The organism is Luteimonas sp. RIT-PG2_3, from assembly GCF_054902115.1.
Genome location: NZ_JBUBPF010000016.1, coordinates 49,746 through 73,620, shown reverse-complemented (window position 1 = coordinate 73,620; position 23,875 = coordinate 49,746). Strand labels below are relative to the sequence as shown.

24 protein-coding genes are annotated in these 23,875 nt (G+C 68.3%); 16 read left to right on the top strand and 8 right to left on the bottom strand.

From position 1 onward, the window contains the following. Positions 1-240 precede the first annotated feature (240 nt). The 5 genes from ACYX7E_RS17715 to ACYX7E_RS17695 all read left to right on the top strand — a co-directional run bounded on the left by ACYX7E_RS17715 (position 241) and on the right by ACYX7E_RS17695 (position 5,623). On the top strand, positions 241-2,001 hold the full coding sequence (locus tag ACYX7E_RS17715; RefSeq protein ID WP_462081926.1) for a glutamine--tRNA ligase/YqeY domain fusion protein: 1,761 nt from the start codon (positions 241-243) through the stop codon (positions 1,999-2,001). A 352-nt stretch (positions 2,002-2,353) separates the two neighbouring features. Beyond that, positions 2,354-2,914, top strand: coding sequence for a nucleoside deaminase (locus tag ACYX7E_RS17710; RefSeq protein ID WP_462081925.1), 561 nt, complete (start codon positions 2,354-2,356; stop codon positions 2,912-2,914). 236 nt (positions 2,915-3,150) lie between these two features. Then, positions 3,151-4,191, top strand: a complete 1,041-nt coding sequence (gene rlmM, locus ACYX7E_RS17705) for a 23S rRNA (cytidine(2498)-2'-O)-methyltransferase RlmM (RefSeq protein ID WP_462081933.1) — start codon at positions 3,151-3,153, stop codon at positions 4,189-4,191. Between the two features lie 86 nt (positions 4,192-4,277). After that, complete coding sequence (locus ACYX7E_RS17700; RefSeq protein WP_462081924.1) at positions 4,278-4,625, top strand: hypothetical protein; 348 nt, start codon at positions 4,278-4,280, stop codon at positions 4,623-4,625. 56 nt (positions 4,626-4,681) lie between these two features. Next, a complete protein-coding gene (locus tag ACYX7E_RS17695; RefSeq protein WP_462081923.1) occupies positions 4,682-5,623 on the top strand; it encodes a DUF808 domain-containing protein in 942 nt (313 codons plus the stop codon). Positions 5,624-5,740: 117 nt separating this feature from the next. Here the strand turns inward: ACYX7E_RS17695 and ACYX7E_RS17690 are convergent, their stop codons facing one another. Both ACYX7E_RS17690 and ubiH read right to left on the bottom strand, forming a co-directional pair. Then, the gene (locus ACYX7E_RS17690) at positions 5,741-6,961 is read right to left on the bottom strand and encodes an FAD-dependent oxidoreductase (protein ID WP_462081932.1); all 1,221 of its coding nucleotides are present in this window, start codon (positions 6,959-6,961) and stop codon (positions 5,741-5,743) included. Between the two features lie 11 nt (positions 6,962-6,972). Then, positions 6,973-8,205 carry a 2-octaprenyl-6-methoxyphenyl hydroxylase gene (gene ubiH / locus ACYX7E_RS17685; RefSeq protein ID WP_462081922.1) on the bottom strand — a complete coding sequence of 411 codons (1,233 nt, stop codon included), beginning with the start codon at positions 8,203-8,205 and terminating at the stop codon, positions 6,973-6,975. A 249-nt stretch (positions 8,206-8,454) separates the two neighbouring features. Here ubiH and ACYX7E_RS17680 point away from each other — a divergent pair, with 249 nt between their 5' ends. The 10 genes from ACYX7E_RS17680 to ACYX7E_RS17635 all read left to right on the top strand — a co-directional run bounded on the left by ACYX7E_RS17680 (position 8,455) and on the right by ACYX7E_RS17635 (position 18,613). Further along, positions 8,455-9,036, top strand: coding sequence for a hypothetical protein (locus ACYX7E_RS17680; protein WP_462081931.1), 582 nt, complete (start codon positions 8,455-8,457; stop codon positions 9,034-9,036). A 21-nt stretch (positions 9,037-9,057) separates the two neighbouring features. Then, entirely contained in the window at positions 9,058-9,615 is a 558-nt protein-coding gene (locus ACYX7E_RS17675) for a cob(I)yrinic acid a,c-diamide adenosyltransferase (RefSeq protein WP_462081921.1), read from the top strand. Positions 9,616-9,933: 318 nt separating this feature from the next. Continuing rightward, entirely contained in the window at positions 9,934-10,878 is a 945-nt protein-coding gene (locus ACYX7E_RS17670) for a histone deacetylase family protein (RefSeq protein WP_462081920.1), read from the top strand. Between the two features lie 184 nt (positions 10,879-11,062). Then, a complete protein-coding gene (gene lptD, locus ACYX7E_RS17665) occupies positions 11,063-13,456 on the top strand; it encodes an LPS-assembly protein LptD (RefSeq protein WP_462081919.1) in 2,394 nt (797 codons plus the stop codon). Beyond that, positions 13,453-14,874 carry a peptidylprolyl isomerase gene (locus ACYX7E_RS17660; protein ID WP_462081918.1) on the top strand — a complete coding sequence of 474 codons (1,422 nt, stop codon included), beginning with the start codon at positions 13,453-13,455 and terminating at the stop codon, positions 14,872-14,874. The genes lptD and ACYX7E_RS17660 overlap by 4 nt, the downstream gene beginning before the upstream one ends. Before the next feature lie 16 nt (positions 14,875-14,890). After that, positions 14,891-15,871: a 4-hydroxythreonine-4-phosphate dehydrogenase PdxA gene (gene pdxA, locus ACYX7E_RS17655; protein ID WP_462081917.1), complete on the top strand. Its 981-nt coding sequence runs from the start codon at positions 14,891-14,893 to the stop codon at positions 15,869-15,871. 73 nt (positions 15,872-15,944) lie between these two features. After that, entirely contained in the window at positions 15,945-16,325 is a 381-nt protein-coding gene (locus tag ACYX7E_RS17650) for a tRNA-binding protein (protein ID WP_462081916.1), read from the top strand. Positions 16,326-16,368: 43 nt separating this feature from the next. Continuing rightward, positions 16,369-17,208: a 16S rRNA (adenine(1518)-N(6)/adenine(1519)-N(6))-dimethyltransferase RsmA gene (gene rsmA, locus ACYX7E_RS17645; protein ID WP_462081915.1), complete on the top strand. Its 840-nt coding sequence runs from the start codon at positions 16,369-16,371 to the stop codon at positions 17,206-17,208. 35 nt (positions 17,209-17,243) lie between these two features. Next, the gene (gene apaG / locus ACYX7E_RS17640; RefSeq protein WP_462081914.1) at positions 17,244-17,639 is read left to right on the top strand and encodes a Co2+/Mg2+ efflux protein ApaG; all 396 of its coding nucleotides are present in this window, start codon (positions 17,244-17,246) and stop codon (positions 17,637-17,639) included. A gap of 14 nt (positions 17,640-17,653) precedes the next feature. Further along, positions 17,654-18,613, top strand: coding sequence for a symmetrical bis(5'-nucleosyl)-tetraphosphatase (locus tag ACYX7E_RS17635; protein ID WP_462081913.1), 960 nt, complete (start codon positions 17,654-17,656; stop codon positions 18,611-18,613). Between the two features lie 83 nt (positions 18,614-18,696). On the opposite strand, the gene ACYX7E_RS17630 is transcribed toward ACYX7E_RS17635, so the two are convergent. The 5 genes from ACYX7E_RS17630 to ACYX7E_RS17610 form a co-directional block, all read right to left on the bottom strand. Beyond that, positions 18,697-19,281 carry a dihydrofolate reductase gene (locus tag ACYX7E_RS17630; protein ID WP_462081930.1) on the bottom strand — a complete coding sequence of 195 codons (585 nt, stop codon included), beginning with the start codon at positions 19,279-19,281 and terminating at the stop codon, positions 18,697-18,699. Positions 19,282-19,327: 46 nt separating this feature from the next. Beyond that, positions 19,328-20,122, bottom strand: a complete 795-nt coding sequence (locus ACYX7E_RS17625) for a thymidylate synthase (protein WP_462081912.1) — start codon at positions 20,120-20,122, stop codon at positions 19,328-19,330. Positions 20,123-20,196: 74 nt separating this feature from the next. Then, the gene (lgt, locus tag ACYX7E_RS17620) at positions 20,197-21,105 is read right to left on the bottom strand and encodes a prolipoprotein diacylglyceryl transferase (protein ID WP_462081911.1); all 909 of its coding nucleotides are present in this window, start codon (positions 21,103-21,105) and stop codon (positions 20,197-20,199) included. A 54-nt stretch (positions 21,106-21,159) separates the two neighbouring features. Beyond that, on the bottom strand, positions 21,160-21,900 hold the full coding sequence (locus ACYX7E_RS17615) for a TerC family protein (RefSeq protein ID WP_462081910.1): 741 nt from the start codon (positions 21,898-21,900) through the stop codon (positions 21,160-21,162). 54 nt (positions 21,901-21,954) lie between these two features. Further along, a complete protein-coding gene (locus ACYX7E_RS17610; protein ID WP_462081909.1) occupies positions 21,955-22,335 on the bottom strand; it encodes a diacylglycerol kinase in 381 nt (126 codons plus the stop codon). 239 nt (positions 22,336-22,574) lie between these two features. Between ACYX7E_RS17610 and ACYX7E_RS17605 the strand changes: the two genes are divergently transcribed. After that, the gene (locus ACYX7E_RS17605) at positions 22,575-23,342 is read left to right on the top strand and encodes an SGNH/GDSL hydrolase family protein (RefSeq protein WP_462081929.1); all 768 of its coding nucleotides are present in this window, start codon (positions 22,575-22,577) and stop codon (positions 23,340-23,342) included. Positions 23,343-23,419: 77 nt separating this feature from the next. Here the strand turns inward: ACYX7E_RS17605 and ACYX7E_RS17600 are convergent, their stop codons facing one another. Further along, positions 23,420-23,797 carry a VOC family protein gene (locus ACYX7E_RS17600; RefSeq protein WP_462081908.1) on the bottom strand — a complete coding sequence of 126 codons (378 nt, stop codon included), beginning with the start codon at positions 23,795-23,797 and terminating at the stop codon, positions 23,420-23,422. Positions 23,798-23,875 lie beyond the last annotated feature (78 nt).

The following is a 23,875-nucleotide window of genomic DNA, read 5'->3' as shown; positions in this document are numbered from 1 at the left end:
CAGCGGGCTACGCGTCCGATGGCGCTCCCCGGCAATCCCTGTGTCTGGCAATCAGCGCGCATTCGCATGTCCCACGGAATCCGGCACGGCAAGTCCATTAGCCCCGAGCAACTTCCATGCCAACTATCCGTGCCCCGGTCACATTATGAGGCATGAAACGCCCTGCCTGACGATCCCGGCCCTGCCCGCCTCGGCTAAACTTGTCGGTCTTTCCTGCCGCGCACTGCGCCTTTCCTGCGAATGACCATCGAGACCTCCACTGCCGACGCCGTCACCCCGGATGCCCCGGCAGCCCGCAAGCAGGACTTCGTCCGCCAGATCGTCCGCGACGATCTCGCCAGCGGGAAGCACCAGGCCATCCGCACCCGTTTCCCGCCCGAACCCAATGGTTACCTGCATATCGGCCATGCCAAGGCGATCTGCCTGGACTTCGGGCTGGCGCAGGAATTCGCCGGCAGCTGCAACCTGCGCTTCGACGACACCAACCCGGCAAAGGAGGATCCGGAGTTCGTCCGCGCGATCCAGGACGACGTCCGCTGGCTGGGATACGCGTGGGCCGAATTGCGCCATGCCTCGGATTATTTCGAGGTCTTCTACCAGGCGGCCGAGAAGCTGATCCGCCAGGGCGACGCCTTCGTCTGCGACCTCGACGCCGAGCAGGTCCGGGCCTATCGCGGCACTTTGACCGAACCTGGTCGCAATTCGCCCTTCCGCGACAGGTCGGTCGAGGACAACCTGGACCTGTTCCGGCGCATGCGGGCCGGCGAGTTCCCGGACGGCGCGCGGACCCTGCGCGCCAGGATCGACATGGCCAGCGGCAACATCAACCTGCGCGATCCGGCGCTGTACCGGATCAAGCACGTCGAACACCAGAACACCGGCAACGACTGGCCGATCTACCCGATGTACGACTTCGCCCACTCGCTGGGCGACGCCGTCGAGGGCATCACCCATTCGCTGTGCACGCTGGAGTTCGAGGATCACCGGCCGCTGTACGACTGGTGCGTGGACCGGGTCGACCTGGCCGGCTCGCCCGGGCTGCTGGCCTCGCTGACCGCGCGCGGACTGCCCAACGTCGCCGCCAAGCCCCGCCAGATCGAGTTCTCGCGGCTCAACATCAATTACACCGTCATGAGCAAGCGCAAGCTGGTGGCGCTGGTCCAGGACGGCCTGGTCGATGGTTGGGACGATCCGCGCATGCCGACACTGCAGGGCCTGCGCCGCCGTGGCTACACGCCATCGGCCCTGCGCCTGCTGGTCGACCGCGTGGGCATCAGCAAGCAGAACTCGCTGCTCGACTTCTCGGTACTGGAAGGCGCGCTGCGCGACGATCTCGATGCCAGCGCTCCGCGCCGGATGGCCGTGGTCGACCCGCTGAAGTTCGTGCTGACCAACCTGCCCGAGGACTTCGAGGAGACGCTGGACTTCGCCAACCACCCCAAGGACCCGGCGTTCGGCCAGCGCCAGGTGCCGTTCTCGCGCGAGCTGTGGATCGAGCGCGAGGATTTCGCCGAAGTCCCGCCCAAGGGCTGGAAACGGCTGGTGCCGGGCGGCGAAGTGCGCCTGCGCGGCGCCGGCATCGCCCGCGTCGACGAGGTGGTCAAGAACGAGGCCGGCGAGATCGTCGAGCTGCGCGGCTGGCTGGACCCCGAGTCGCGGCCGGGCATGGAAGGCGCCAACCGCAAAATCAAGGGCACGATCCACTGGGTCAGCGCCCGCCACGCCGTGGAAGCCGAGATCCGGCTCTACGACCGCCTGTTCCTGGTACCCAGCCCGGACGACGACAGCGACGGCAAGACCTATCGCGACCATCTCAATCCGGACTCCCGGCGCAGCGTGCGCGGCTATGTCGAACCGGCGGCGGCTGCGGCGGACCCGGAGCAGTCATTCCAGTTCGAGCGCACCGGCTATTTCGTCGCCGACCGTCGCGACCACAGGGCACAGGCGCCGGTGTTCAACCGCAGCGTGACGCTGCGCGACACCTGGGCAGCGCAGGCCTGATAGAAGCCGGACTCGATAGAAGCCAAGCCTGACCAGACACCGGGCCTGGGCTCGGGCGAGGTCAGACCCGGGCCTGCACGACAGTCCATCGACCGGCGCGGCCTGTGGCAGTGGCAGCCGGCATCGCGCAGCGGCCGGACCTGTCCGCTGCGCGTGCCATGCGCAGGACAGGCACATGCAACACCACCCATTTGCCACCTCAGCGGCCGCGACATCGGCCCGCCACGTCATGCGCGGCGCACGGCAACGACAACGCCGCGTTCAACGTCCGCCTGCGAGGATCGACATACACTGGCGTCCAGATGACGGGCGCATCCCGAGACAGCCGCCCTCCCCCGACCACAGGTCCACGATGCTCTACGCACAAGTCCACCTGACCCTGCCGCCGTGGATCCACGACGCGGTCGACACCGAGCGCAGCTACGCAGGCGACGAGGCCAAGGTCGCGCTCGCGATCGAGCTGTCGCGCCACAACGTGGATGCGCGCACCGGCGGCCCGTTCGGCGCGGCGGTGTTCGGACCCGGCGACCGGCTGATCTCGATCGGCGTCAACCGCGTGCTGCCGCACAATTGCTCGCTGGCGCATGCTGAGACGATGGCCTACATGCTGGCGCAACAGCGGCTGCAGACCCCGCGCCTCAACGAACACGGCGGCCCGATGGTGCTGGCGACCTCGTCGCAGCCGTGCTGCCAGTGCTTCGGCGCCACGATCTGGGCCGGCATCGACCGCCTGCTGATCGGTGCGCGCGCCGAGGATGTCGAAGCGCTGACACCGTTCGACGAAGGCCCCCTGCCCGCCGACTGGATCGGCGAGCTCAACCGGCGTGGCATCGAGGTCGTCCGCGACCTGCTGCGCGACGATGCCCGCGCCGTGCTGCAGCAGTACGGCGAAAGCGATGGCGAACACTATTGAACATGCTTCCCGAACACCGCGGCCCCGAAGACGGCGCCACCGAACACCGCAATGCCGACACGGACGCGCCCGAAGCGGATGCGCAGACAGAGCACGCGCCTGAAGTGCTGGCCCCTGAAATACAGGCGCCCGAAGCGCAAGCTGCCGAAACAGAGCCCCCTGAAGCACCGCCGGCGGAAGCGCAGGCCCCCGACGGGCGCGCATCCGGAGACGGCAGCCCACAGGACGGTCCGCGACTGCATGGCCTGCTGTGCTACTGCCGCGCCGGCTTCGAGCCCGATCTCGCCGCCGAACTGGCCGACCATGCGGCCCGCGTCGGCGTCCATGGCTATGCGCGCACCCGGCGCGACGATGGCTACGTGGTGTTCATCACCCCGGGGCCGCTCGCGGGTGCGATGCCGTGGCAGGACCTGATCTTCGCGCGCCAACGCCTGGACCTGGTGGCCGAGATCGCCGGCATGTCGCCCACCGATCGCATCACGCCGATCCTCGACGCGCTCGCGTTCGGCGGTCGCTATGGCGAGCTGTGGGTCGAACATCCCGATTCGGAGGGCGGCAAGCCGCTGTCCGGGCTGGCGCGCAGCTTCGGCAACGCGTTGCGTCCTGCGTTGCGGCAGCGCGGCTTCCTGACCGCCCGCGACGATGCCCGCCTGCCGCGCCTGCATGTGTGCTTCCTCGCCGGCGACCATGTCCTGCTGGCACGCAGCCATCCGCGCGACAGTGCGCCGTGGCCGCAGGGCATCCCGCGACTGAAGTTGCTGCAGGAGGCGCCATCGCGCTCGGCGCTGAAACTCGAGGAAGCGCTGCTGAGCCTGATGAGCCCGGACGAACGCAGTGCCCTGATCCAGCACGGCATGACCGCCGCCGATCTTGGCGCGGCACCCGGCGGCTGGACCTGGGTGCTGGCCCGCCAGGGCCTGCAGGTCAGCGCGATCGACAACGGTCCGCTGCGCTCGCATGTGCTCGACATGGGCTGGGTGGAGCACCTGCAGGCCGACGGCTTCCGCTGGCAGCCCAAGCGTCCGCTGGACTGGATGGTCTGCGACATGGTGGAACAGCCGCGCAGGGTCGCCGAACGGATGGCGACCTGGTTCCGCGAAGGCTGGTGCCGGCACGCGATCTTCAACCTCAAGCTGCCGATGAAGAAGCGCTGGCAGGAGACCCAGTTGAGCCTGGACCTGTTCACCCGCGAGGCCGGCCGGCCGCTGACGCTGCGGGCGCGCCAGCTGTATCACGACCGCGAGGAAATCACCGTCTTCGCCAGCACCCAGAAGTAGACAGGCGACCAGTCTCGCGCGGCAGCGAACCCGCTCGCGTCGCGCGTCGCCCCGCCGGCGCCCACCGCATTCCCCGAGGACCCGCCATGGCCGCGAGCTGGATCACCATCGTCGCCCCCTACCTGCCCGAGATCGTCCGCCTTGCGCGGCCGATCTTCACGCGCCTGCCGCCACCGGCCGATCCCCGCGAGCAGCTGCGGCTGGACGTCATCAATGCGCAGATCGGCGAACTGCAGGATGCCGCCAGCCAGAATGCGGACTCGATCGGAAAGCTGGCCAGCGACATGCAGCAGACCCTGCAGGCGCTGCAGGCCGGCGCCGACCGCATGGAGCGGCGCATGCAGCGCATCGACCGCCTGGCCCTGGTCGCGGCCACCGCCGCGGTACTGGCGTTCGGGCTGGCCGCGTACGCGCTGGTGCTGTCCACGCGCTGACGATCCGCGCACGGCTACAATCGCGCGCCCCCTTCCTACTCCGACCGGATCCGACCATGGCTTCCAGCCTGCTGGTGTTGCTCGACGATATCGCCACCGTGCTCGACGACGTGTCGGTGATGACCAAGGTGGCGGCCAGGAAAACCGCGGGCGTGCTCGGCGACGACCTCGCGCTCAATGCCGAGCAGGTCAGCGGCGTCCGGGCCGACCGCGAGCTGCCGGTGGTCTGGGCGGTCGCCAAGGGATCGGCGCGCAACAAGCTGATCCTGGTGCCGGCGGCGCTGGCGATCAGTGCGTTCATCCCATGGCTGATCACGCCACTGCTGATGATCGGCGGCCTGTTCCTGTGTTACGAGGGTTTCGAGAAGGTCGCGCACAAGCTGATGCACGGCCGCAAGCAGGAAGAACAGCAGCACCAGCGCGCGCACGTGCAGGCGGTCGCCAATCCCGACGTGGACCTGGTCGCGCTGGAGAAGGACAAGATCAAGGGCGCGATCCGCACCGACTTCATCCTGTCGGCCGAGATCATCGTCATCAGCCTGGGCACGGTGGCGACCAGCGCGTTCGCCGTGCAGGCGGGTGTGGTCACCGGCATCTCGGTGATCATGACCATCGGCGTCTACGGACTGGTCGCGGGCATCGTCAAGCTCGACGACGCCGGCCTGTACCTCAGCCGCCGCACCGGTGCGCTCGGCGCACTCGGCCGCGGCATCCTGCGTACCGCGCCGTGGCTGATGAAGACGCTCAGCGTGGTCGGCACCGCGGCGATGTTTCTGGTCGGCGGCGGCATCCTGACCCACGGCGTGCACGCGGTCCACGAATGGATCACCGAGACCGCGGTCAGCGCGGCATCGTTGCCGGCCATCGGCAGCGTCGTCGGCGCGTTGACGCCGACCCTGATCAACGCCGTGGTCGGCATCGTCGCCGGCGGCCTGGTGCTGTTGCTGGTCAGCGGCATCAAGCGCCTGCGTGGCGGCTGTCGCGCGCCCGCGCATTGAGCGATGGATAGCGATCGATGCAGCATCGCTGCGCGGTCGTTGCGCGCAGCGCAGGCGCGGGCCATGGCCGCGCCTTGCAACCCGGGCACGCCGCGCGATCGGCGGCCATCCCCACTGCTACAGGCCTGAGGCGCGGCGCCAGAAACCGTTGACCAGGGCCGGCATGCGCCCCGCGATGCCGAGCAAGTGGCCGCGCAGCAGGGTCTGGCCGACACGGTCGTTCGAGAACAGGCGGTTGATGCCATCGAAGGCGTAGGCCGCCACCGTGTTCTCGCTGCGCCGCACGCGCGCCCAGCGCGACAGGCGCTGCGGACCCTCCCAGGCGATGTTGCGCCGGCGCGCATCGGCCACCGAGGTCTGCAGCGCCGAGACGTCGCGCAGGCCCAGGTTGACGCCCTGCCCGGCCAGCGGATGCACCGCATGCGCGGCATCGCCGATGACCAGCACGCGGCCTTCGTATTGGGTCGCCGCCAGTTGCCGCCGCAGCGGAAACGCCACGCGGTTCGACAGCGGATGGATGTGACCGAGACGGGCATCGAAGGCATGCGTGATCTCACGCGAGAACGCCTCGTCGTCCAGCGCCAGCACGCGCGCGGCCTCATCGTCGGGCAGCGTCCAGACGATCGAGCAACTGCCATCAGCGCAGGGCAGCAGCGCCAACGGTCCGGTCGGCAGGAAGCGCTGCCAGGCGGTGTCCGCGTGCGGCCGTTCGGTCTGCACATAGGCGACCACGCCGCGCTGGCCATAGGCATGCGCGTCGACGTCGATGCCGGCCAGCGTGCGCAACGTCGATGCCGCGCCATCGGCGGCGATCGCAATGCGCGTCTCCAGTCGGCCGCCGTCGGCCAGGCGCAGTTGTACGCGGTCGCCACCCGGCTGAGGCGCGCCCCGCTCGGAGGTGTCGCGCGCGGGCGTGCGCTCGAGCTCGACCACCTTGTCCGGGCAGCGCAGTTCCACGCGGCTGGCCTGCAAGGCCTGCCACAGGCGATCGACCAGCAGGCCGTGTTCGACGATCCAGCCCAGCTCGCGACGGGCCAGCGCATCGGCATCGAACGTCAATGCATCGCCGCCGGCCGCATCCCAGACCTGCATGCGTCGGTAAGGATGCGCGCGTGCACGCACGACCGAGGGCCAGACCCCGAGCTGCGACAGCAGTGCGGCGTTGTCGGGCGCGAACGCATAGACGCGCAGATCGCGCGCCGTCGCCGACCAGGACGCGGGCGGCGCGGCCTCGATCAGCACCACGTCCAGATCCTGCTCGGCCAGCGCCAGGGCGCAGGCCGCACCGACGACACCGCCACCGACCACGACCACGTCGCGCAGGCCGCGCCGGCTCATGCCAAGCCCGCTCATGCGGAGATCGCCCGGCACAGCGCCGGCACGTCGCCGCGATAGCCCATCGCACTGCCTGCCAGCATCGACTGCAGCGCCGGCAGGCGGTCGATGGCCAGCAGGCCCAGGCTGCGTGCCGGGCGCAACCAGGCCGCATCGTTGGCGGTGATCCGCGCCAGTCCATCGGAGAACGCCAGGGTCCGTCGCCGGTCTTCCTCGCGACGCGCGACATAGGCCTGCAGCAGCGCATCGCTGCCCGGATCCCGGAACGGATGCTCATTCGCGGCGACGCCCTGTTCCAGCAGCTCGGCCAGCGTCAGCGCATCGCGCAAGCCCAGGTTGAATCCCTGCGCACCGATCGGATGCAGGCTCTGCGCGGCATTGCCGACCAGCAGCGCGCGATGCGCCGTCGTGCACCGTGCCACCGTGCGCACCGCCGGATAGACGCTGCGCGTACCCACGCGCGTGAAACGGCCGGCACGCCAGCCGAAGATCGCCTGGGTCCGGGCGACGAAGGCCGCATCGTCCAGCGCCGCCACGCGGTCGACCTCCTCCACAGCCACCCCGTGCACGAGGCCGTAGCTGCGGTCGCCTCGCGGCAGCAGGGCCGTCGGCCCGTGATCGGTCAGGCGCTCATAGGCGGTGCCGTCGGGCGCACGCTCGCCATGCAACTGGGCCACGAACAGACGCTGCCCGTAGTCGTGGCGATCGATCCCGATGCCGAGCGCCGCGCGGACGTCGCTGTCGCTGCCATCCGCGGCGACCACCAGCCGCGTCGACAGCACCTGCTCGCCGCCAGCTGTGGCGATGCGCACCTGGCGCATGCCGTCGCGATCGTCCTCGAATCCGACGAAGCGTGCCGGGCGGTAACGGCTCAGTCCACGCAGTGCGCCCAGCCTGGCTTCCAGCGCCTGGCCGAAGTCACGCGCGACCACGACCTGGCCGAAAGCGTCGCGCCCGTAATCCGAGGCCTGCAGGGTGGCACGGCCGAAGTCGCCCTGGCGGCTGATGTGTATGCGACGGATCGACCCGCCGGGCTGGCGCAGCGCCTGCAGCACGCCCAGCGCCAACAGCGCGTTGACGGTGGCCTCGGCAAAACTGAGGTTGCGCTGGTCGAAGACGGTGGGCATCTCGCCCGCCGGGGTCGCTTCGATGAGGCCAACATCGACGCCGATACGGTCGAGTGCGATCGCCAGGCTGGCGCCCACGAGTCCGCCACCGACGATCAGGACTTGGTGTGATGGGTTCATGCGGCCATGATATCGGCTCGACGTCGCCATCTGGACGCGTCACCCGGACTGGCCCTCCAGGCCGGAGCTCGCCCGGATCAGGCCTGGAGCTGCACTGGCCGCATCCGGGGCCCGCCGCCACGCCCATCCCGGATCTTACGGCCATTGGATTAGACTGGGCACCTGCCAAAGTCCGCCAGCCGCTTCCGGCTGGACCAGCCCCATCGCCGTACCGGAGTTGCCGCCATGCCCAGCGCCCCCACCCTCACCGTGACGTCCCGCATCGCGATCCTTGCGCTGCTCGCCACGCTGATGGCGGCCACCCGCGTCCACCATTTCGCGGCCGTGCCCGATGCCTCCTGGGCGGTGTTCTTCATCGGCGGCTTCTACCTCAGCCAATGGACCCGCTGGGCCTTCCCGGCGCTGATGGCGCTGGCGGTGGTGGTCGACTGGTTCGTCATCAGCGGCCAAGGCCTGGATTTCTGGAGCCACTACTGCATCTCACCCGGCTACTGGGCGCTGGTCCCGGCGCATGTCGCGATGTGGGCCGGTGGCTGGTGGTTGCAGCGCGGCCAGGGCGGCCTGCAATGGCGCGGCCTGGGCCGGCTGGCGGTCGCGCTGGTGGCCTCGGTCGCAGTCTGCCACCTGTTCGCGCAGGGCGGCTTCTACTGGACCAGCGATGTCGTCGCCGCCCCAAGCGTCGCCGGCTGGGCGAAAAACTGGCTCGACTGGTTCGTCCCGTACCTGCGGGTCACGGCGATGTACGTTTCGCTGGCTGCGGTCGCCCATGTCGCGATCGCGCAGACCCTGCACGCCTCGGTCGCCGCCAGCGTCCGCAACCCGCAGCGCTGACCCGCGGCATCGCCTGCACGGATGGGACACCGGCTGTCGAAGATCTACACGCGCACCGGCGACGACGGCTCGACCGGCCTCGGCGATGGCAGCCGCGTGGCCAAGGACGCCGACCGGGTCAACGCCTACGGCACGGTCGACGAGGCCAATTCGGCGATCGGCCTGCTGCTGGCGGTTCCCGGCCTGGACGACGGCATCCGCGCGCTGCTGACGACCATCCAGCACCAGTTGTTCGATCTGGGCGGCGAACTCTGCATCCCCGGCCATGCCGCGATCCAGCAGGTCGACATCGACCGGCTCGAGCAGCGACTGGACGAGCACAACGCCGCGTTGCCACCGCTGAAGGACTTCATCCTGCCCGGCGGCGGAGAAGCGGCTGCCCGCTGCCACCTGGCCCGCACCATCGTGCGCCGGGCCGAGCGCGAGACGGTGACGCTGGCACGCCAAGAAGCGGTGCGGCCGGAGGCGATCGGCTACCTCAACCGGCTCTCGGACCTGCTGTTCGTGCTGGCGCGGGTGCTGGCCCGGGCCGATGGCCATGGCGAGGTGCTGTGGGAGCACGCCCGCCGCCAGCGGTGATAGGCTGGCTCGACGTCCTGGCCGGCTGGCCGAGCCTGCGGGGACCGGCTCCGCCAGCACGGACTGCGCGGTCAACACGCAATTTCCAGGGCTGGGGCTGGCGAGGGAGCGCATGCGACACGCAATCAGGGCCATCGCGGCCGCCAGGGTCGCCGGGCCCCTCCCACATCACGACGGCATCATTGCTTTGCAGGCATGCGCTACACAGGTGCGCGGCGCACACCCTCCTCAACGGCGTGACGCGCAGAGGTGCAAAGGTGCATTGTCCTGCGACACGGCGCCATCTCCCGCCCGACTCCCTGCCTGCGAGGCTTCACGATGAACCGCGTCGCCATCTACACCCACGACGCCTGCCTGGCCCATGACACCGGCCCCGACCATGCGGAATCGGCCGACCGCCTGATCGCCGTCAACGATGCGCTGCGCAGGCATGTCACCGGGCTGGAATGGCATGAGGCGCCGCGCGCGACGCGCGGCCAACTGGCGCGCGTGCACGACGACATCCTGCTGCGGCGGGTGCTGGACTTTCATCCCGACGAACGGATCGCGCTGGACCAGGACACGGTGCTGTCGCCGCAGTCCGGCGAGGCGGCCCTGCGTGCCGCAGGCGCGGGCGTCGCCGCCGTCGACGCGGTGATGCACGGCGAGGTGCATGCCGCGTTCTGCGCGGTGCGCCCGCCCGGCCACCACGCGACCCGCGACCTGGCGATGGGCTTCTGCCTGTTCGACAACGTCGCCGTCGCCGCGGCGCATGCGCTCGAGCGCCATGGCCTCTCACGGATCTCGATCATCGATTTCGATGTCCACCACGGCAATGGCACCCAGGCGATCTTCGAACACGAGCCACGCGTGCAGTACCTCAGCACGCACCAGGCACCGCTGTTCCCCGATACCGGCGACCGCAACGAGCGGGGCGTCGGCAACATCTTCAACCAGCCATTGCCGGCCGGGACCGACGGCCAGCGCTTCGCCGCGATCTGGCGCGAGCGCCTGCTGCCGGAGATCGACGCCTTCGCACCGCAGCTGATCCTGGTCTCGGCCGGGTTCGACGCCCACTGGCGCGACCCGCTGGCCAACCTGAAGCTCGAAGCCGAGGATTTCACCTGGATCACCCGTGAACTGCTGGCCCTGGCTGCAAAGCATGCCGATGGCCGCATCGTCTCGACGCTCGAAGGCGGCTACGACCTGCAGGCCTTGCGCGAATGCAGCGTCGCCCATGTCCAGGCGCTGCAGGCCGGAACGCAGCCCGGAGTGGCGGCATGAGCGGGCACGCGATGGCGTCAGGATCTGGGGCCGCTCCTCACACCCCATTCAGCCGGCGTTTCATCCGCTCGCCTGGAGGCGACCGCGCGGCCGGCGAGAATGAATCGCTCCGTGCCGGTCGCATTGCCGCCCCTGCGGGCTTGCGGCAAGCTAGCGTTCTTTCCCGTCGATGATGGCCTCGCGCGTGCGCCCAGCTTTCCGTCTGCTTCCCCTGCCGCTGTTGATCGCAATGTCGCTGGCGGCCCATGCGGACGATGATGAACGGCCACCGGACTGGTCGCTGTGCCCGATCGAGGACGCCATCCCATCGTTCATGGATGCGCAGCCACCCGTCGGCGGCATCGCCCAGCGCGAACAGCAGCCGACCGATGTCGATGGCGATGCGGTCACCGGCATCGACGGCGACAGCGTCAACGTCAGCGGCAACGTCACCCTGCGCCGTGGCGACCAGTTCCTGGGCACCGACGACCTGCAGTACTCGCAGGAGACCGGCACCTATACCGCCACCGGCAACGTGCGCTACCAAGATTCGGGCATGCGCATCATTGCCGACCGCCTGGAAGGCGACCAGAACACCGAGTCGCACAAGATCGACAACGTCCGTTACCAGCTGGTGGAGCGGCGCGGCAACGGCGGCGCCGAGCGGATCGAGATGGCCGGCGCCGAAGGCCGCATGCATGGCTCGACCTACTCGACCTGCCCGCCCAGTCAGCGGATGTGGGAACTGCAGGCGCGCCGAATCGACGTCAATACCGATACCGGCATGGGTGTCGCCCGCGGCGCCAAGCTGCGCGTGGGCAAGATCCCGGTGCTGTACATCCCGTGGTTCGCGTTTCCCATCGATGACCGCCGCACGACCGGCCTGTTGTATCCGAGCATCAGCAACTCGGGCCGCAATGGCCTCGACTGGCGGCAGCCGATCTACTTGAACCTGGCACCGAATTACGACCTCACGCTGGAACCGCGCTTCATGAGCAAACGCGGCATCCAGCTGGGTGCGGAGTTCCGTTATCTGCGGGACGGGGGCCAAGGGGTGTTCGAGGCCGAGTATCTGCCATCGGACAACCTGACCACCCGCGAACGTGCCGACGAGATCGCCGATCCTCGCATACGCCCGGAGAACTACCGCAAGGAAGATCGCGCGATGTTCGGCTATCGCGGAACACAGCGCATCGACCGGACCTGGCAGGCTCGGGCGAACGTGGCCTGGATCAGTGATCCGCGCTACATGGAAGATTCCAGCAACAATCTCGATGGCAACGTCGGCACTTACCTGCGTAGTTCCGTGGGAGTCTATGGGCGCAGTGCGTTCTGGAATGCGGGCGTGGTGGCCGACTATTACCAGTTGACCGACTATCTCCTGCCTGAGAGCGCCGTCGCCTACCATCGTCTGCCGCGCGCTTACTTCCGTTGGGAACAACCGTTCGGCAACTGGCTGGTCGCAGGCCTGGACAGCGACCTGACGCGGTTTTCACATCTCGATTCCAGCGTCAGGCAAGACGGTACACGCCTGCGTCCCGGCGGCACGCGGTTGTATCTGAAGCCCTACATTTCGGCACCGATCGAAGGCGCGAGCTGGTTCATCCGCCCCACCGTCGCGTGGCGTTACACGGGCTACCGTGTCGACGAGGCTGCCAATGGCGACCGCTCGCCGTCTAGCAGCATGCCGATCACCAGCGTGGATGCCGGTCTGTTCTTCGAGCGCAACATGAAGTTCCGGGGCGACAGCTTCCTGCATACGCTGGAGCCGCGCATGTTCTATCTCAATGCGCCCTACCGCGACCAGTCCAACCTGCCGCTGTTCGATACCCGCCCGCTGACCTTCAGCTGGGGCCAGCTGTTCCGCGACAACCGCTACTCCGGCGCCGACCGCCAGGCCGACGCCAACCAGCTGACGCTGGCGTTGACGACGCGGATGATCCGCGAGTCCGACGGCCGCGAAAAGCTGTCGGCCAGCATCGGCCAGATCCGCTACTTCGACGATTCGCAGACCTTCATTCCCGGTGAGTCACCGGTCGGACAGGGCAAGTCGGCGTGGATCTCCGATACCACCTATGCGATCAACGACCGCTGGACCATCAGCGCGGGCTATCAGTGGAACCCGAGCAGCCGTAGCGACGATCTGGTCAGCATGCGCACGCGCTACCTGATCCGTGACGAGGGCATCGTCAACCTGTCCTACCGCTATCGCCGCAATCCCAACACCCAGAGCGACCTGCTCGAACAGGCCGACCTGTCGTTCCTGTACCCGATCTCGCCGTCCTGGAGTCTGGTCGGGCGCTACTACTACTCGCTGCTGGACAAGCAGATGCTCGAAGGCATCGCCGGCGTGCAGTGGGAAAGCTGCTGCATGGCCGCGCGCGTGGTCGCACGTCGCTACGTGCGCAACCGCCAGGGCGAAATGAACGATGCGATCCAGTTCGAGCTTGAATTCAAGGGCTTGGGCTCGGCCGGTCCGGACACAGAGGGCCGGTTGCGCCGTGCTATTCTCGGCTATTACCGAGACGATCTGTATCTCGTGCCGCCGTCCCAGCTGAACCGCGACACCGACGACTCCTTCCGCGACGCCAATCCATGAAAAACCTGACCATCCTGCTGCTGTCCGCCGCGTTGCTGCTTGGCGCTCCCGCGCATGCGCAACAGACCTCATCGCAGACGCAGCCACTCGAAGGCATCGCCGCGATCGTCGATGAGGACGTGATCCTCAAGAGCGAACTGGACCGTGCCGTCGCCAACATCCTGAGCCAGTACGCGAATCGCCAGGACCAGTTGCCCCCGCGCGCGATCCTCGAGCGCCAGGTGCTGGAACGCCTGATCCTGATGCGCCTGCAGACCGCGCGCGCGCAGGGCACCGGCGTCCGCGTCAGCGACCAGGAAATCGACAGCGCCGTCTCCGGCATCGCCCAGCAGAACAACATCAGCCCCGACCAGTTGCGCCAGCAGCTCGCGCGCGACGGCATGTCGTTCGACGATTTCCGTGCCTCGCTGCGCGACGAACTGCTGATCCAGCGCATGCGCCAGCGCTTCGCGCAGGGCCGCATCAGCGTCAGCGATGCCGAGGTCGATGCCGCGCTCGCTTCGCAGCAGGCCGGCTCGCAGTTCCAGCTGGCGCACATCCTGGTGGCGCTGCCGGAAGGCGCGACGCCCGAGCAGATCAATGTCGGCCAGCAGAAGATCGACGGCATCAAGGGCCTGCTCGATCGCAACGAGATGGAGTTCGCCGCGGCCGCGGTGCGCTATTCCGACAGCCCGAACGCGCTGGAAGGCGGCGACCTCGGCTGGCGCAGCCTCGACGAGATCCCGGCCGCGTTCGCCAATGCGATCCGCTCGCTCGATATAGGCGGCGTGCTCGGCCCGATCCGTGGCCCCAGCGGCTTCCAGTTGCTGAAGCTGGTCGCCAAGCGCGATGCCACCCAGGCCGAAGGCCGCAGCGTGACCCAGTACCAGGCGCGTCACATTCTGGTGCGCACCGGCGCCAACGCCAGCAGCGACAGTGAGGCCAAGACCAAGATCGACACCCTGCGGGCGCGCATCGCCGGCGGTGCGGACTTCGTCGAGACGGCCAAGGAAAGCTCGGAAGACACCGTCAGCAAGGCCAACGGCGGCGACCTGGGCTGGTTCACGCAGGACGAGTTCGGCCCCGAGTTCGGTGGCCAGGTCACCGCGCTGCAGGACGGACAGGTCTCGGCCCCGTTCAAGACCCAGGCGGGCTGGCATATCGTCCAGCGCGTGGGCGCGCGCCAGGCCGACGTCACCGACGACAACAAGCGGGCCCAGGTCCGCGAGTCGATCGGCCAGCGCAAGCTGGAGGACGAGTGGGAACGCTACCTGCGCGAAATGCGTGGCGAGGCTTACGTCAGCATCCGGACCGGCGCCAATGCCGAGAATCCGAACGACTTCTACAGTACCGCCCCGGCACCCGAGGAAGGCAAGCGCAGCAGGCGCAAGGATGCCGACGCGCCGATGCCGTCGGGCAACCCGCCGCCCGAGAACTGATCCGGACGCTGCCCCAATGAGGCCCAGACTCGCGCTGGTGCCAGGCGAGCCGGCCGGTGTCGGTCCCGAATTGTGCATCCTGGCGGCGCAGCGCCGCTGGGATGCGGACCTGGTCGCGTTCGGCGACCGCGACACCCTGCTCCTGGCCGCGACCACGCTCGCATTGCCGATCACGCTGTTGCCCGCCACCGCAGAGACCGCGGGGCCCGGCGAACTGCGTCTGGTCGACATCCCCAACGCCACCCCCGTCCAGCCCGGCACCCCGGCGCCCGGCAATGCCGCGGCAGTGGTGTCCGCGCTGTTGACCGCCGCGCAGGGCTGCCTGGACGGCCGCTTCGACGGCATCGTGACCGGGCCGGTCCACAAGGGCACGATCAACGAAGGCGGCATCGCCTACTCCGGCACCACCGAATTACTGGCCGGACAGGCCGGCAGCGACGTGGTGATGATGCTGGCGAACCCGACGCTGCGGGTCGCCCTGGCGACGACCCACCTGCCGCTGCGCGAGGTCCCCGACGCGATCACCGCGGCAGGACTGGAGCGCGTGCTGCGGATCGTCGCGGCTGCCCTGCGCCACGATTTCGGCATCGCCGACCCGACCATCGCCGTGCTTGGCCTGAATCCGCACGCCGGCGAATCCGGCCACCTCGGCCACGAGGAGGGCGAGATCATCGAGCCGCTGCTGGAGCGCCTGCGCGCCGAAGGCATGCGCCTGGTCGGTCCCTTGCCTGCGGACACCGCGTTCCTGCCCGGCAAGCTCAAGGGCTTCGATGCGGTGCTGGCGATGTATCACGATCAGGGCCTGCCGGTGCTCAAGTACAGCGGCTTCGAACAGGCGGTCAACATCACCCTGGGCCTGCCCTATCCACGCGTCGCGGTCGACCACGGCACGGCGCTGGACCTGGCCGGCAGCGGGCGCGCGGATCCGTCCAGCCTGTTCGCGGCGATCAGCCACTGCACGCTGCTCGCGCGCAAGCGCCGCGCAGCGCGACTGTGAGCAGTGCGACCGTGAGCCGCGTGGCCATGACCCGCCTCGCCATGCGCAATGACATGCCTGCGCGGACAGCCGCATGACCGGGCCTGGCGCGACGCCCGACGCGGGCACCGGCCTCGGCGCCGAGATCGGCTGGGACGACTTCATGAAGGTCGAACTGCGCGTGGGCCGCGTGCTCTCCGCCGAGCCCTTCGCGCAGGCGCGCAAGCCGGCCTATGTGCTGCACGTGGACTTCGGTCCGCAGATCGGCACCCGCAAGTCGAGCGCGCAGGTCACCGCGCTGTACACCCCCGAGCAACTGGTGGGACGACTGGTCGTGGCCGTGGTGAATTTTCCTAAGAAACAGATCGGCCCGCTGATGTCGGAATGCCTGGTGACCGGCTTCCACGATGCCAACGGACACGTCGCGCTGTGCATTCCCGAGCAGGACGTGCCGCTGGGCACGCGCCTGCTGTGACCCTTTGCCCGACAACGGCCGACAGCGGACAACAAGCAACCCGATGAAACGCAGCCCAGACACGCGCGCGACGCAGCCGGCAGGCACCGGTGGATTCAAGGATCCGCCGAAGAAATCGCTGGGCCAGCACTTCCTGCACGACCGCGGCGTCGTCGACATGATCGTGCAGGCGGTCGATCCCCGGTCCGGCGATCGCCTGGTCGAGATCGGCCCCGGCCAGGGCGCGATGACCTTCCCGCTGATGGATCGCCACGGCAGCCTGACCGCGATCGAGTTCGACCGCGACCTGCTGCAGCCGTTGCAGCACGCCGCCGCCGCGCACGGCGAGCTGACGCTGATCCACGCCAACGTACTGGACGTCGACCTCGGCGCGCTCGCGGGCGACACGCCGATCCGACTGGTCGGCAACCTGCCCTACAACCTGTCCTCGCCGATCCTGTTCCATGCGCTGGAACACGCCGCGGGCGGCGCCAGCATCCGCGACATGCACTTCATGCTGCAGAAGGAAGTGGTCGACCGCATGGCGGCCGGCCCGGGCAGCAAGGTCTACGGTCGCCTGAGCGTGATGCTGCAGGCCTGGTGCGAGGTGACGTCACTGTTCGACGTCGGGCCCGGCGCTTTCCGTCCACCGCCGAAAGTGGACTCGGCCGTGGTCCGGATGGTGCCGCGCGCCGCCGGCAGCGTGCAGATCCAGGACCGCACCCACTTCGCCGACATCGTGCGCGCCGCGTTCGGGCAGCGCCGCAAGACCCTGCGCAATGCACTGGGCAAGACCCTCGACAGCGCGGTCATCGTCGCCGCCGGCATCGATCCGCAATCGCGCGCAGAACAGCTGGATGTGGCCGATTTCATCCGCCTGTCGAACCAATCCGGCGCCTCGTAGTCGAAGCCTTCATGGCTTGGGCTTACACTGCGCATATGGACAGGACCATACAAGACGTCAGCGATTACACCATCGAGATCCAGATCTCGACCCGTTTCGTGGACGAGGAATCGACACCCGACGAAGACCGGTACGTGTTCGCCTACACCATCCGCATCCGCAACCTGGGTCGTCTGCCGGCGCAACTGGTCTCCCGTCACTGGATCATCACCGACGCCAACGGCAAGGTCGAAGAGGTGCGTGGCGACGGCGTGGTCGGCGAACAGCCGCGGCTGGAACCGGGCGAGCATTTCACCTATACCTCGGGCGCGGTGCTGGAAACCGTGGTCGGCACGATGCAGGGCAGCTACGACATGGTCGGCGACGACGGCGTGCGTTTCGCCGCCCCGATCCCGCCGTTCACGCTGTCCGTGCCGCGTACGCTGCATTGAGGCCGCACTGACGCATGGCCACCTGGGCAATCGGCGACCTGCAGGGCTGCTACGACGCGACGCGACGCCTGCTGGACCGCATCGCATTCGATCCCGCACGCGACCGCCTGTGGTTCTGCGGCGACCTGGTCAACCGCGGCGGCGAATCCGTGCAGACGCTGCGACTGGTGCATTCGTTGCGCGACAACGTCGCCTGCGTGCTGGGCAACCACGACCTGTCGTTGCTGGCGATCGCCGAACGCACCCCCGACGACCAGCGCAAGGTCAATGCCGACCTGCAGGGCGTGCTGTTCGCCGACGACCGTGACGTGCTGCTGGACTGGTTGCGCAACCAGCCGCTGCTGCACGTCGACCGTGCGCTGGGCTGGATGATGTGCCACGCCGGGCTCGCGCCGAAGTGGACCACGGCATTGGCCGAGAAGCACGCCGCCGAGATCGAGCAGAAGCTGCGCGGGAAGGCCTATCGCAAGTTGTTGAAGAACATGTACGGCGACCAGCCGGCCTGGTCGCCGAAGCTGACCGGCCCCGACCGCGATCGCGCGATCATCAACGTGTTCACGCGGATGCGCTACTGCTCACCGCGCGGACGGATCGCGTTCGAGGAAAAAGGCGCACCCGGCACCCAGCAGCCCGGCCTGTATCCCTGGTACGAAGTTCCCGGCCGCGCCGAGCGCGACCTCAAGATCGTCTGCGGACACTGGTCGACGCTCGGACTGTTCATCGGCAACGGCATCCACGCGCTCGACACCGGTGCGGTCTGGGGCGGCAAGCTGACCGCACTGCAGCTCGACAGCGAAGAGCTGCGGGTCGTGCAGGTGGTGGGACGCGACGTCCCACCGGGCTCGAAGCCGGGCAGCAAGTCCGGCGGCGCCCGGCGCCCCGCACACGGCAAGCCGCATCGCCATCCGCAGACCCCTGCCGTGACCGCGAACGCCGCCAGCACGCCCGACACGACCGGCACGCCAACGGGCTGATCTTGACGGACTGATCCAAGCGACTGATCGCAGTGGACTGATCCTCAGCCCGATCCGCACAGGTGGCCGCGTGTTCCGCCGTCTCAGGCCTGCAGGCTGTCCGTCGCTTGGCCGCCGGTGTTGGCAGCGCCACCGCCCGGCGCGAACCGCTGGTAGTCCACGAAAGTGAAGGCATGCGCATGCCGGTCATCGGCCGCATGCGGCTGGCGATCGACGACCGTCCATTGCGCGGAATCGAACAACGGGAACCAGGTATCGGCCTGCGCCACGGCGGCCTCGACATGGGTCAGGAACATCCGGGTCGCCAACGGCAGCGCCAAGGCGTAGATCTCGGCCCCCCCGATCACGCAGAGCTCGCAGATCCCATCGGTCCCAACCCCTGCCCCGGTGGCGATCGCATCCGCAGCCGCGAAGTCGATCGCCTGCTGCAACGACGACACCGCCTGCATGCCATCGAACGGCACCTGCCCCGAGCGGGTCATCACCAGGTTCCTGCGCTTGGGCAGCGCGCGCCCCAGCGACTGCGCGGTCTTGCGTCCCATCAGCACCGGCTTGCCCAGTGTCAGCGCCTTGAAGCGCTTCAGATCGTCGGGCAAATGCCACAACAGCGCATTGTCATGGCCGATCGCGCGTTGGCGGTCCAGCGCCGCCAGCAGGCTCAGTTGCACGGTCATGCGCGCGCGCCGCGTCCCGGACCGGATCGCCGCCGCCGGCTCAGACCGCCACCGGCGCCTTGATCGCCGGCCACGGATCGTAGCCTTCGATCGCGATGTCGTCGTAGGTGAATCCGAACAGGTCGGTGACCTCCGGATTCAGCCGCAGCCGCGGCAACGCGCGCGGCGCGCGCGACAACTGCTCGCGCGCCTGGTCGTAGTGGTTCGAATACAGGTGGGCATCGCCCAGCGTGTGCACGAAATCGCCGACGGCCAGGCCCGTGGCCTGCGCGACCATGTGCGTCAGCAGCGCGTAGCTGGCGATGTTGAACGGCACGCCCAGGAAGATGTCGCCGCTGCGCTGGTACAACTGGCAGCTGAGCTTGCCGTCGATCACGTAGAACTGGAACATCGTGTGGCACGGCATCAGCGCCATCTTCGACAGGTCGGCCACGTTCCAGGCCGACACGATCAGCCGCCGCGAGTCGGGATTGCGCTTGATCTCCTCGACCACCCACTTGATCTGGTCGATCTCGCCGCCGTCGCCGGTGGACCAGCGCCGCCATTGCTTGCCATAGACCGGCCCCAGCTCGCCGTCGGCATCGGCCCATTCGTCCCAGATGCTGACCTTGTTGTCCTTGAGGTAGGCGATGTTGGTGTCGCCTTTCAGGAACCACAGCAGTTCATGCACGATCGAGCGCAGGTGCAGCTTCTTGGTGGTCACCAGCGGGAAGCCGTCGGCCAGGTTGAAGCGCAACTGCCAGCCGAACACGCTGCGCGTGCCGGTCCCGGTGCGGTCGGCCTTCTCGGCGCCGTGTTCGAGCACGTGCTGCAGCAGATCAAGATACGGCTTCATCGTGGCATCCCGGGAAAGTAACGCGAGGGGGGAAATTTCAGGACAGGGGGTGGCGTATCGGTGGGGAACCCGGCTCAGGATGCCGCCGGCAGTCGCGGCTGCAGCGTCGGCTCGCGCTGCGAGCGCCACAACCAGTACAGGCCCAGCGCGATCAGCGGCAACGACAGCACCTGCCCCATCGTCAGCCAGCCGAAGGCCAGGTAACCGTTCTCGCCCATCTGCGCATCGGGCACGCGCACGAACTCGACGATGAAACGGAACACGCCATACAGCAGCGCGAACAGGCCGCTGACGGCATAGCGCGGCCGTGGCCGGCGCGAGAACCACCACAGCACGCAGAACATCACCAGGCCTTCCAGGAAGGCCTGGTAGAGTTGGGACGGATGCCGCGCGAAACGGTCGAGCGCACCGGACGCGAACTGCGCCTGCAACTGCTCAGCGCTCCAGCCGGCGAACGCCGGATCGGTGGGGAACACCACACCCCAACCGGCCTGCGTGTACTTGCCCCACAGCTCCGCACCGATGTAGTTGCCAAGCCGTCCAAAGCCCAGACCCGGCGGCACCCACGGCGCCACGAAGTCCATGACGTCGATGAAATGCAGGCCCTGCTTGCGCGCCCACAGCCAGGCGGCCACCAGCACGCCGAGCAGGCCGCCATGGAAGCTCATGCCGCCATCCCAGACCCGCACCAGCATCAGCGGGTTGGCCAGGAAATCGCCGAACGCATAGAACAGCACGTAGCCGATGCGACCGCCGAGGATCACGCCGAGCATGCCGTTGAACATCAGGTCGCCGAAACGCTCGACATCCACCCCCGGCAGGCGCCCGGCCAGGATGCGGCTGCGTCCCAGCCACCACGCGGTCAGGAAGGCCAGCGCATAGGCCAGGCCATACCAGTGGATCGCCGGCTGGAACTGGCGTCCGAAGAGTTCGAACGCCGGGAAATGAACCGCGATCGGATCGATCTGGTGCAGGCGGATCATGCCTTTACCCCGGTGTTCATGCAGTCACCCCGGTGCCGTTCCGATCGCGTTCGTTCACAGCGTTTCCCCGCGACGTGCGGCGTTGCGCTTCATCCACAGGTTCAAGGCCTCGACCAGCACCGAGAAACCCATCGAGCCGTAGATGTAGCCCTTCGGGATGTGCAGACCGAACCCGTCCAGCAGCAGGTAGGCACCGATCAGCAGGATGAAGGCCAGCGCCAGCATCTTGACCGTGGGGTTGGCGTCGATGAACTGGCCCAACGGACGCGCTGCCAGCAGCATCACGCTGACCGCGATCAGGATCGCCGCCACCATCACCGGCACGTAGTCGCCGGCCATGCCGACCGCGGCAATCACCGAGTCCAGCGAAAACACGATGTCGATGACCGCGATCTGCGCGATGACGCCGCCGAACGACACCGCCGCCTTGGTCGCGCCGGACGCGTCCTCGTCGTGGCCGCCGCCGACCATGTCGCGGATTTCCATCGCGCCCTTCACCAGCAGGAACAGGCCGCCGAGGATCAGCACCAGGTCGCGCACCGAGATGCCCTGGCCGAAGATCGTGAACAGGTCGTGCGTCAGCCCGGCCAACCAGGCCAGCGTCAGCAGCAGCAGGATGCGGGTGATGCAGGCGACTGCGATGCCGAACTTGCGCGCAAACTCGCGCTTGTCCGGCGGCAGCTTGCTGACCGCGATCGAAATGAACACCAGATTGTCGATACCCAGCACGATCTCGATCGCGCTCAACGTAAACAACAGGATCCACACCTGCGGATCGGTCAACAACTCAATCATTGGTCCACTTTCCTTTTCAAAATCAGGGAGACACCCGTGGCGATCGCCCGGGTGTTACCACCAGCGCGGGAGCAGGATCAGCCCCCAGACCAGCAGCACATTCATCATCAGCACGAACACCGCCGCCGACCCCATGTCCTTGGCGCGACCGGCCAGCTCATGGTGTTCCGGGCCATAGCGCTCGATTACCGCCTCGACCGCTGAGTTCAGCAACTCGGCCGACAGCACCAGCAGGCAACTGCCCAGCAGCAATGCACGTTCCACGCCATCGCTGCCCAGCCACAACGCCAACGGCGCCATCACTGCCAGCAGGTAGACCTCAAGCCGGAACGACGACTCGTGGCGCCATGCCGCGCACAGGCCCTGCCACGACCAGCGCGTGGCCAACAGGATACGTGCGGGACCGCGCGGAAGATGTCCGGTCTGGTCAGCCATCGTGGGTCAGCCCATCCCGCGCGAGGACGTCATGTCGGGTGGAAGACCTGCGGCACGGCCGAAGGAGAGCCACAACGGTGGGGATTGCATGGGAACCGGGCTGGGGCACGCGAAGTGCGGATAGCGCCAATTTTGCCACAGGCGCCGCCGGAATCCGTGCAGGCCGCGGATGCCCGGTTTGCACCCGGCCGGCACCTTTGCTTCACTGGGCCGCCCGCCCGGAGCAGCGCATGCCGTTCATGTTCGAGCGCCCCCTTTGCCTTCCCCGCCTGTTGGCCGCCCTGGCCACGACCACGCTGCTGGCCGCGCTGACGGCCTGCAACACGCCGCCTGCAGCCTCCTCACGAGCGCCCTCACCCGCGCCTGCCAGCGCCGGCTCCGCGCCCACGGCGACGGCGACGGCGGTCGATCCGGTGTCGCAGGACTGGCAGGCCGACATGGCCAGGTTCGCGGCGCTCGACGTCACCGAGCCGCCGCCCGCCAACCCGGTGGTGTTCACCGGCAGCTCCTCGGCCCGCATGTGGACGACCCTGGCCCAGGACTTCCCCGGGGTACCGGTGCTCAATCGCGGCTTTGGCGGCTCGCAGGTGCGCGACGCGCTCTGGCATGCCGACCAGGTCGCGATCCGCTATCGCCCGCGCCAGGTGGTCCTGTACGCCGGCGACAACGACATCGATGCCGGCCGTAGCCCGCAGCAGGTGCTGGCCGACCTGCAGGCGCTGGTGGCGCGCCTGCGCCAGGACCTGCCCTCGGTGCGCATCAGCTACCTGGCGATCAAGCCCAGCCCGCTGCGGATCGACCAGCTCGACCGCCAGCGCGAGGCCAATGCGCGGGTCCGGACCTGGCTGTCGACCCAGCCGGACACCGATTTCATCGACGTGGCCACGCCGATGCTCGACGCCCGGGGCCAACCCCACGAGGAGCTGTTCATCGGCGACCGCCTGCACATGAGTCCGGCCGGCTATGCGCTCTGGCGGCAGCTGGTCGCACCCTACCTCGTGCGTTGACGCCAGGAGAGGCAGGCGGTCACCTCATACGAGCCGCGCCTGACGAGACGAGCCTGGCCAGCCGCTGGCCGCCCCGCTCAGCGCCGGCGGGGCGCCTGGCCGGACTGGTGGACGCTCAGCACGTTGCGGTCGGGGTCGAGGAAATCGAAGGTCAGGCCGCCATCGGGCGCATCGCTGACCGGCGTGACGATCTCCACGCCCTTGGCCACCAGCGCATCCAGGCAATCGTCGATGCCGTCATCGATGCTGAACACCGGGATCGGACTGTCGCCGATGCGCGCAGGCTGCGGAATGAAGACCAGCGAGACCGCACCGGCCTGCGCGGTGGCGATCGGGCCGTCGTGGCTGTCGATCCTTTCGACCGCCAGCCCCAGCACATCGCGATAGAACGCGATGCTGCGATCGAGCGTTGAGACGAGAAAGACAAGGGTTTCGAGTCTGGCTTGGCCGAGCATGGGCAGTTCCCTGAGCGTGGATGGTCCCGGTCTGTTGCCGCGAGGGACGCAGGTGTGAGCAGTGGGAATAAACGATGG

Coding starts and splice junctions, on each gene's coding strand:
- ACYX7E_RS17715 (WP_462081926.1), top strand. CDS start 241: ATGACCATCGAGACCTCCACTGCCGACGCCGTCACCCCGGATGCCCCG.
- ACYX7E_RS17710 (WP_462081925.1), top strand. CDS start 2,354: ATGCTCTACGCACAAGTCCACCTGACCCTGCCGCCGTGGATCCACGAC.
- ACYX7E_RS17700 (WP_462081924.1), top strand. CDS start 4,278: ATGGCCGCGAGCTGGATCACCATCGTCGCCCCCTACCTGCCCGAGATC.
- ACYX7E_RS17695 (WP_462081923.1), top strand. CDS start 4,682: ATGGCTTCCAGCCTGCTGGTGTTGCTCGACGATATCGCCACCGTGCTC.
- ACYX7E_RS17690 (WP_462081932.1), bottom strand. CDS start 6,961: ATGAGCCGGCGCGGCCTGCGCGACGTGGTCGTGGTCGGTGGCGGTGTC.
- ubiH (WP_462081922.1), bottom strand. CDS start 8,205: ATGAACCCATCACACCAAGTCCTGATCGTCGGTGGCGGACTCGTGGGC.
- ACYX7E_RS17675 (WP_462081921.1), top strand. CDS start 9,058: ATGGGACACCGGCTGTCGAAGATCTACACGCGCACCGGCGACGACGGC.
- ACYX7E_RS17670 (WP_462081920.1), top strand. CDS start 9,934: ATGAACCGCGTCGCCATCTACACCCACGACGCCTGCCTGGCCCATGAC.
- ACYX7E_RS17660 (WP_462081918.1), top strand. CDS start 13,453: ATGAAAAACCTGACCATCCTGCTGCTGTCCGCCGCGTTGCTGCTTGGC.
- pdxA (WP_462081917.1), top strand. CDS start 14,891: ATGAGGCCCAGACTCGCGCTGGTGCCAGGCGAGCCGGCCGGTGTCGGT.
- ACYX7E_RS17650 (WP_462081916.1), top strand. CDS start 15,945: ATGACCGGGCCTGGCGCGACGCCCGACGCGGGCACCGGCCTCGGCGCC.
- rsmA (WP_462081915.1), top strand. CDS start 16,369: ATGAAACGCAGCCCAGACACGCGCGCGACGCAGCCGGCAGGCACCGGT.
- apaG (WP_462081914.1), top strand. CDS start 17,244: ATGGACAGGACCATACAAGACGTCAGCGATTACACCATCGAGATCCAG.
- ACYX7E_RS17635 (WP_462081913.1), top strand. CDS start 17,654: ATGGCCACCTGGGCAATCGGCGACCTGCAGGGCTGCTACGACGCGACG.
- ACYX7E_RS17625 (WP_462081912.1), bottom strand. CDS start 20,122: ATGAAGCCGTATCTTGATCTGCTGCAGCACGTGCTCGAACACGGCGCC.
- lgt (WP_462081911.1), bottom strand. CDS start 21,105: ATGATCCGCCTGCACCAGATCGATCCGATCGCGGTTCATTTCCCGGCG.
- ACYX7E_RS17615 (WP_462081910.1), bottom strand. CDS start 21,900: ATGATTGAGTTGTTGACCGATCCGCAGGTGTGGATCCTGTTGTTTACG.
- ACYX7E_RS17610 (WP_462081909.1), bottom strand. CDS start 22,335: ATGGCTGACCAGACCGGACATCTTCCGCGCGGTCCCGCACGTATCCTG.
- ACYX7E_RS17605 (WP_462081929.1), top strand. CDS start 22,575: ATGTTCGAGCGCCCCCTTTGCCTTCCCCGCCTGTTGGCCGCCCTGGCC.
- ACYX7E_RS17600 (WP_462081908.1), bottom strand. CDS start 23,797: ATGCTCGGCCAAGCCAGACTCGAAACCCTTGTCTTTCTCGTCTCAACG.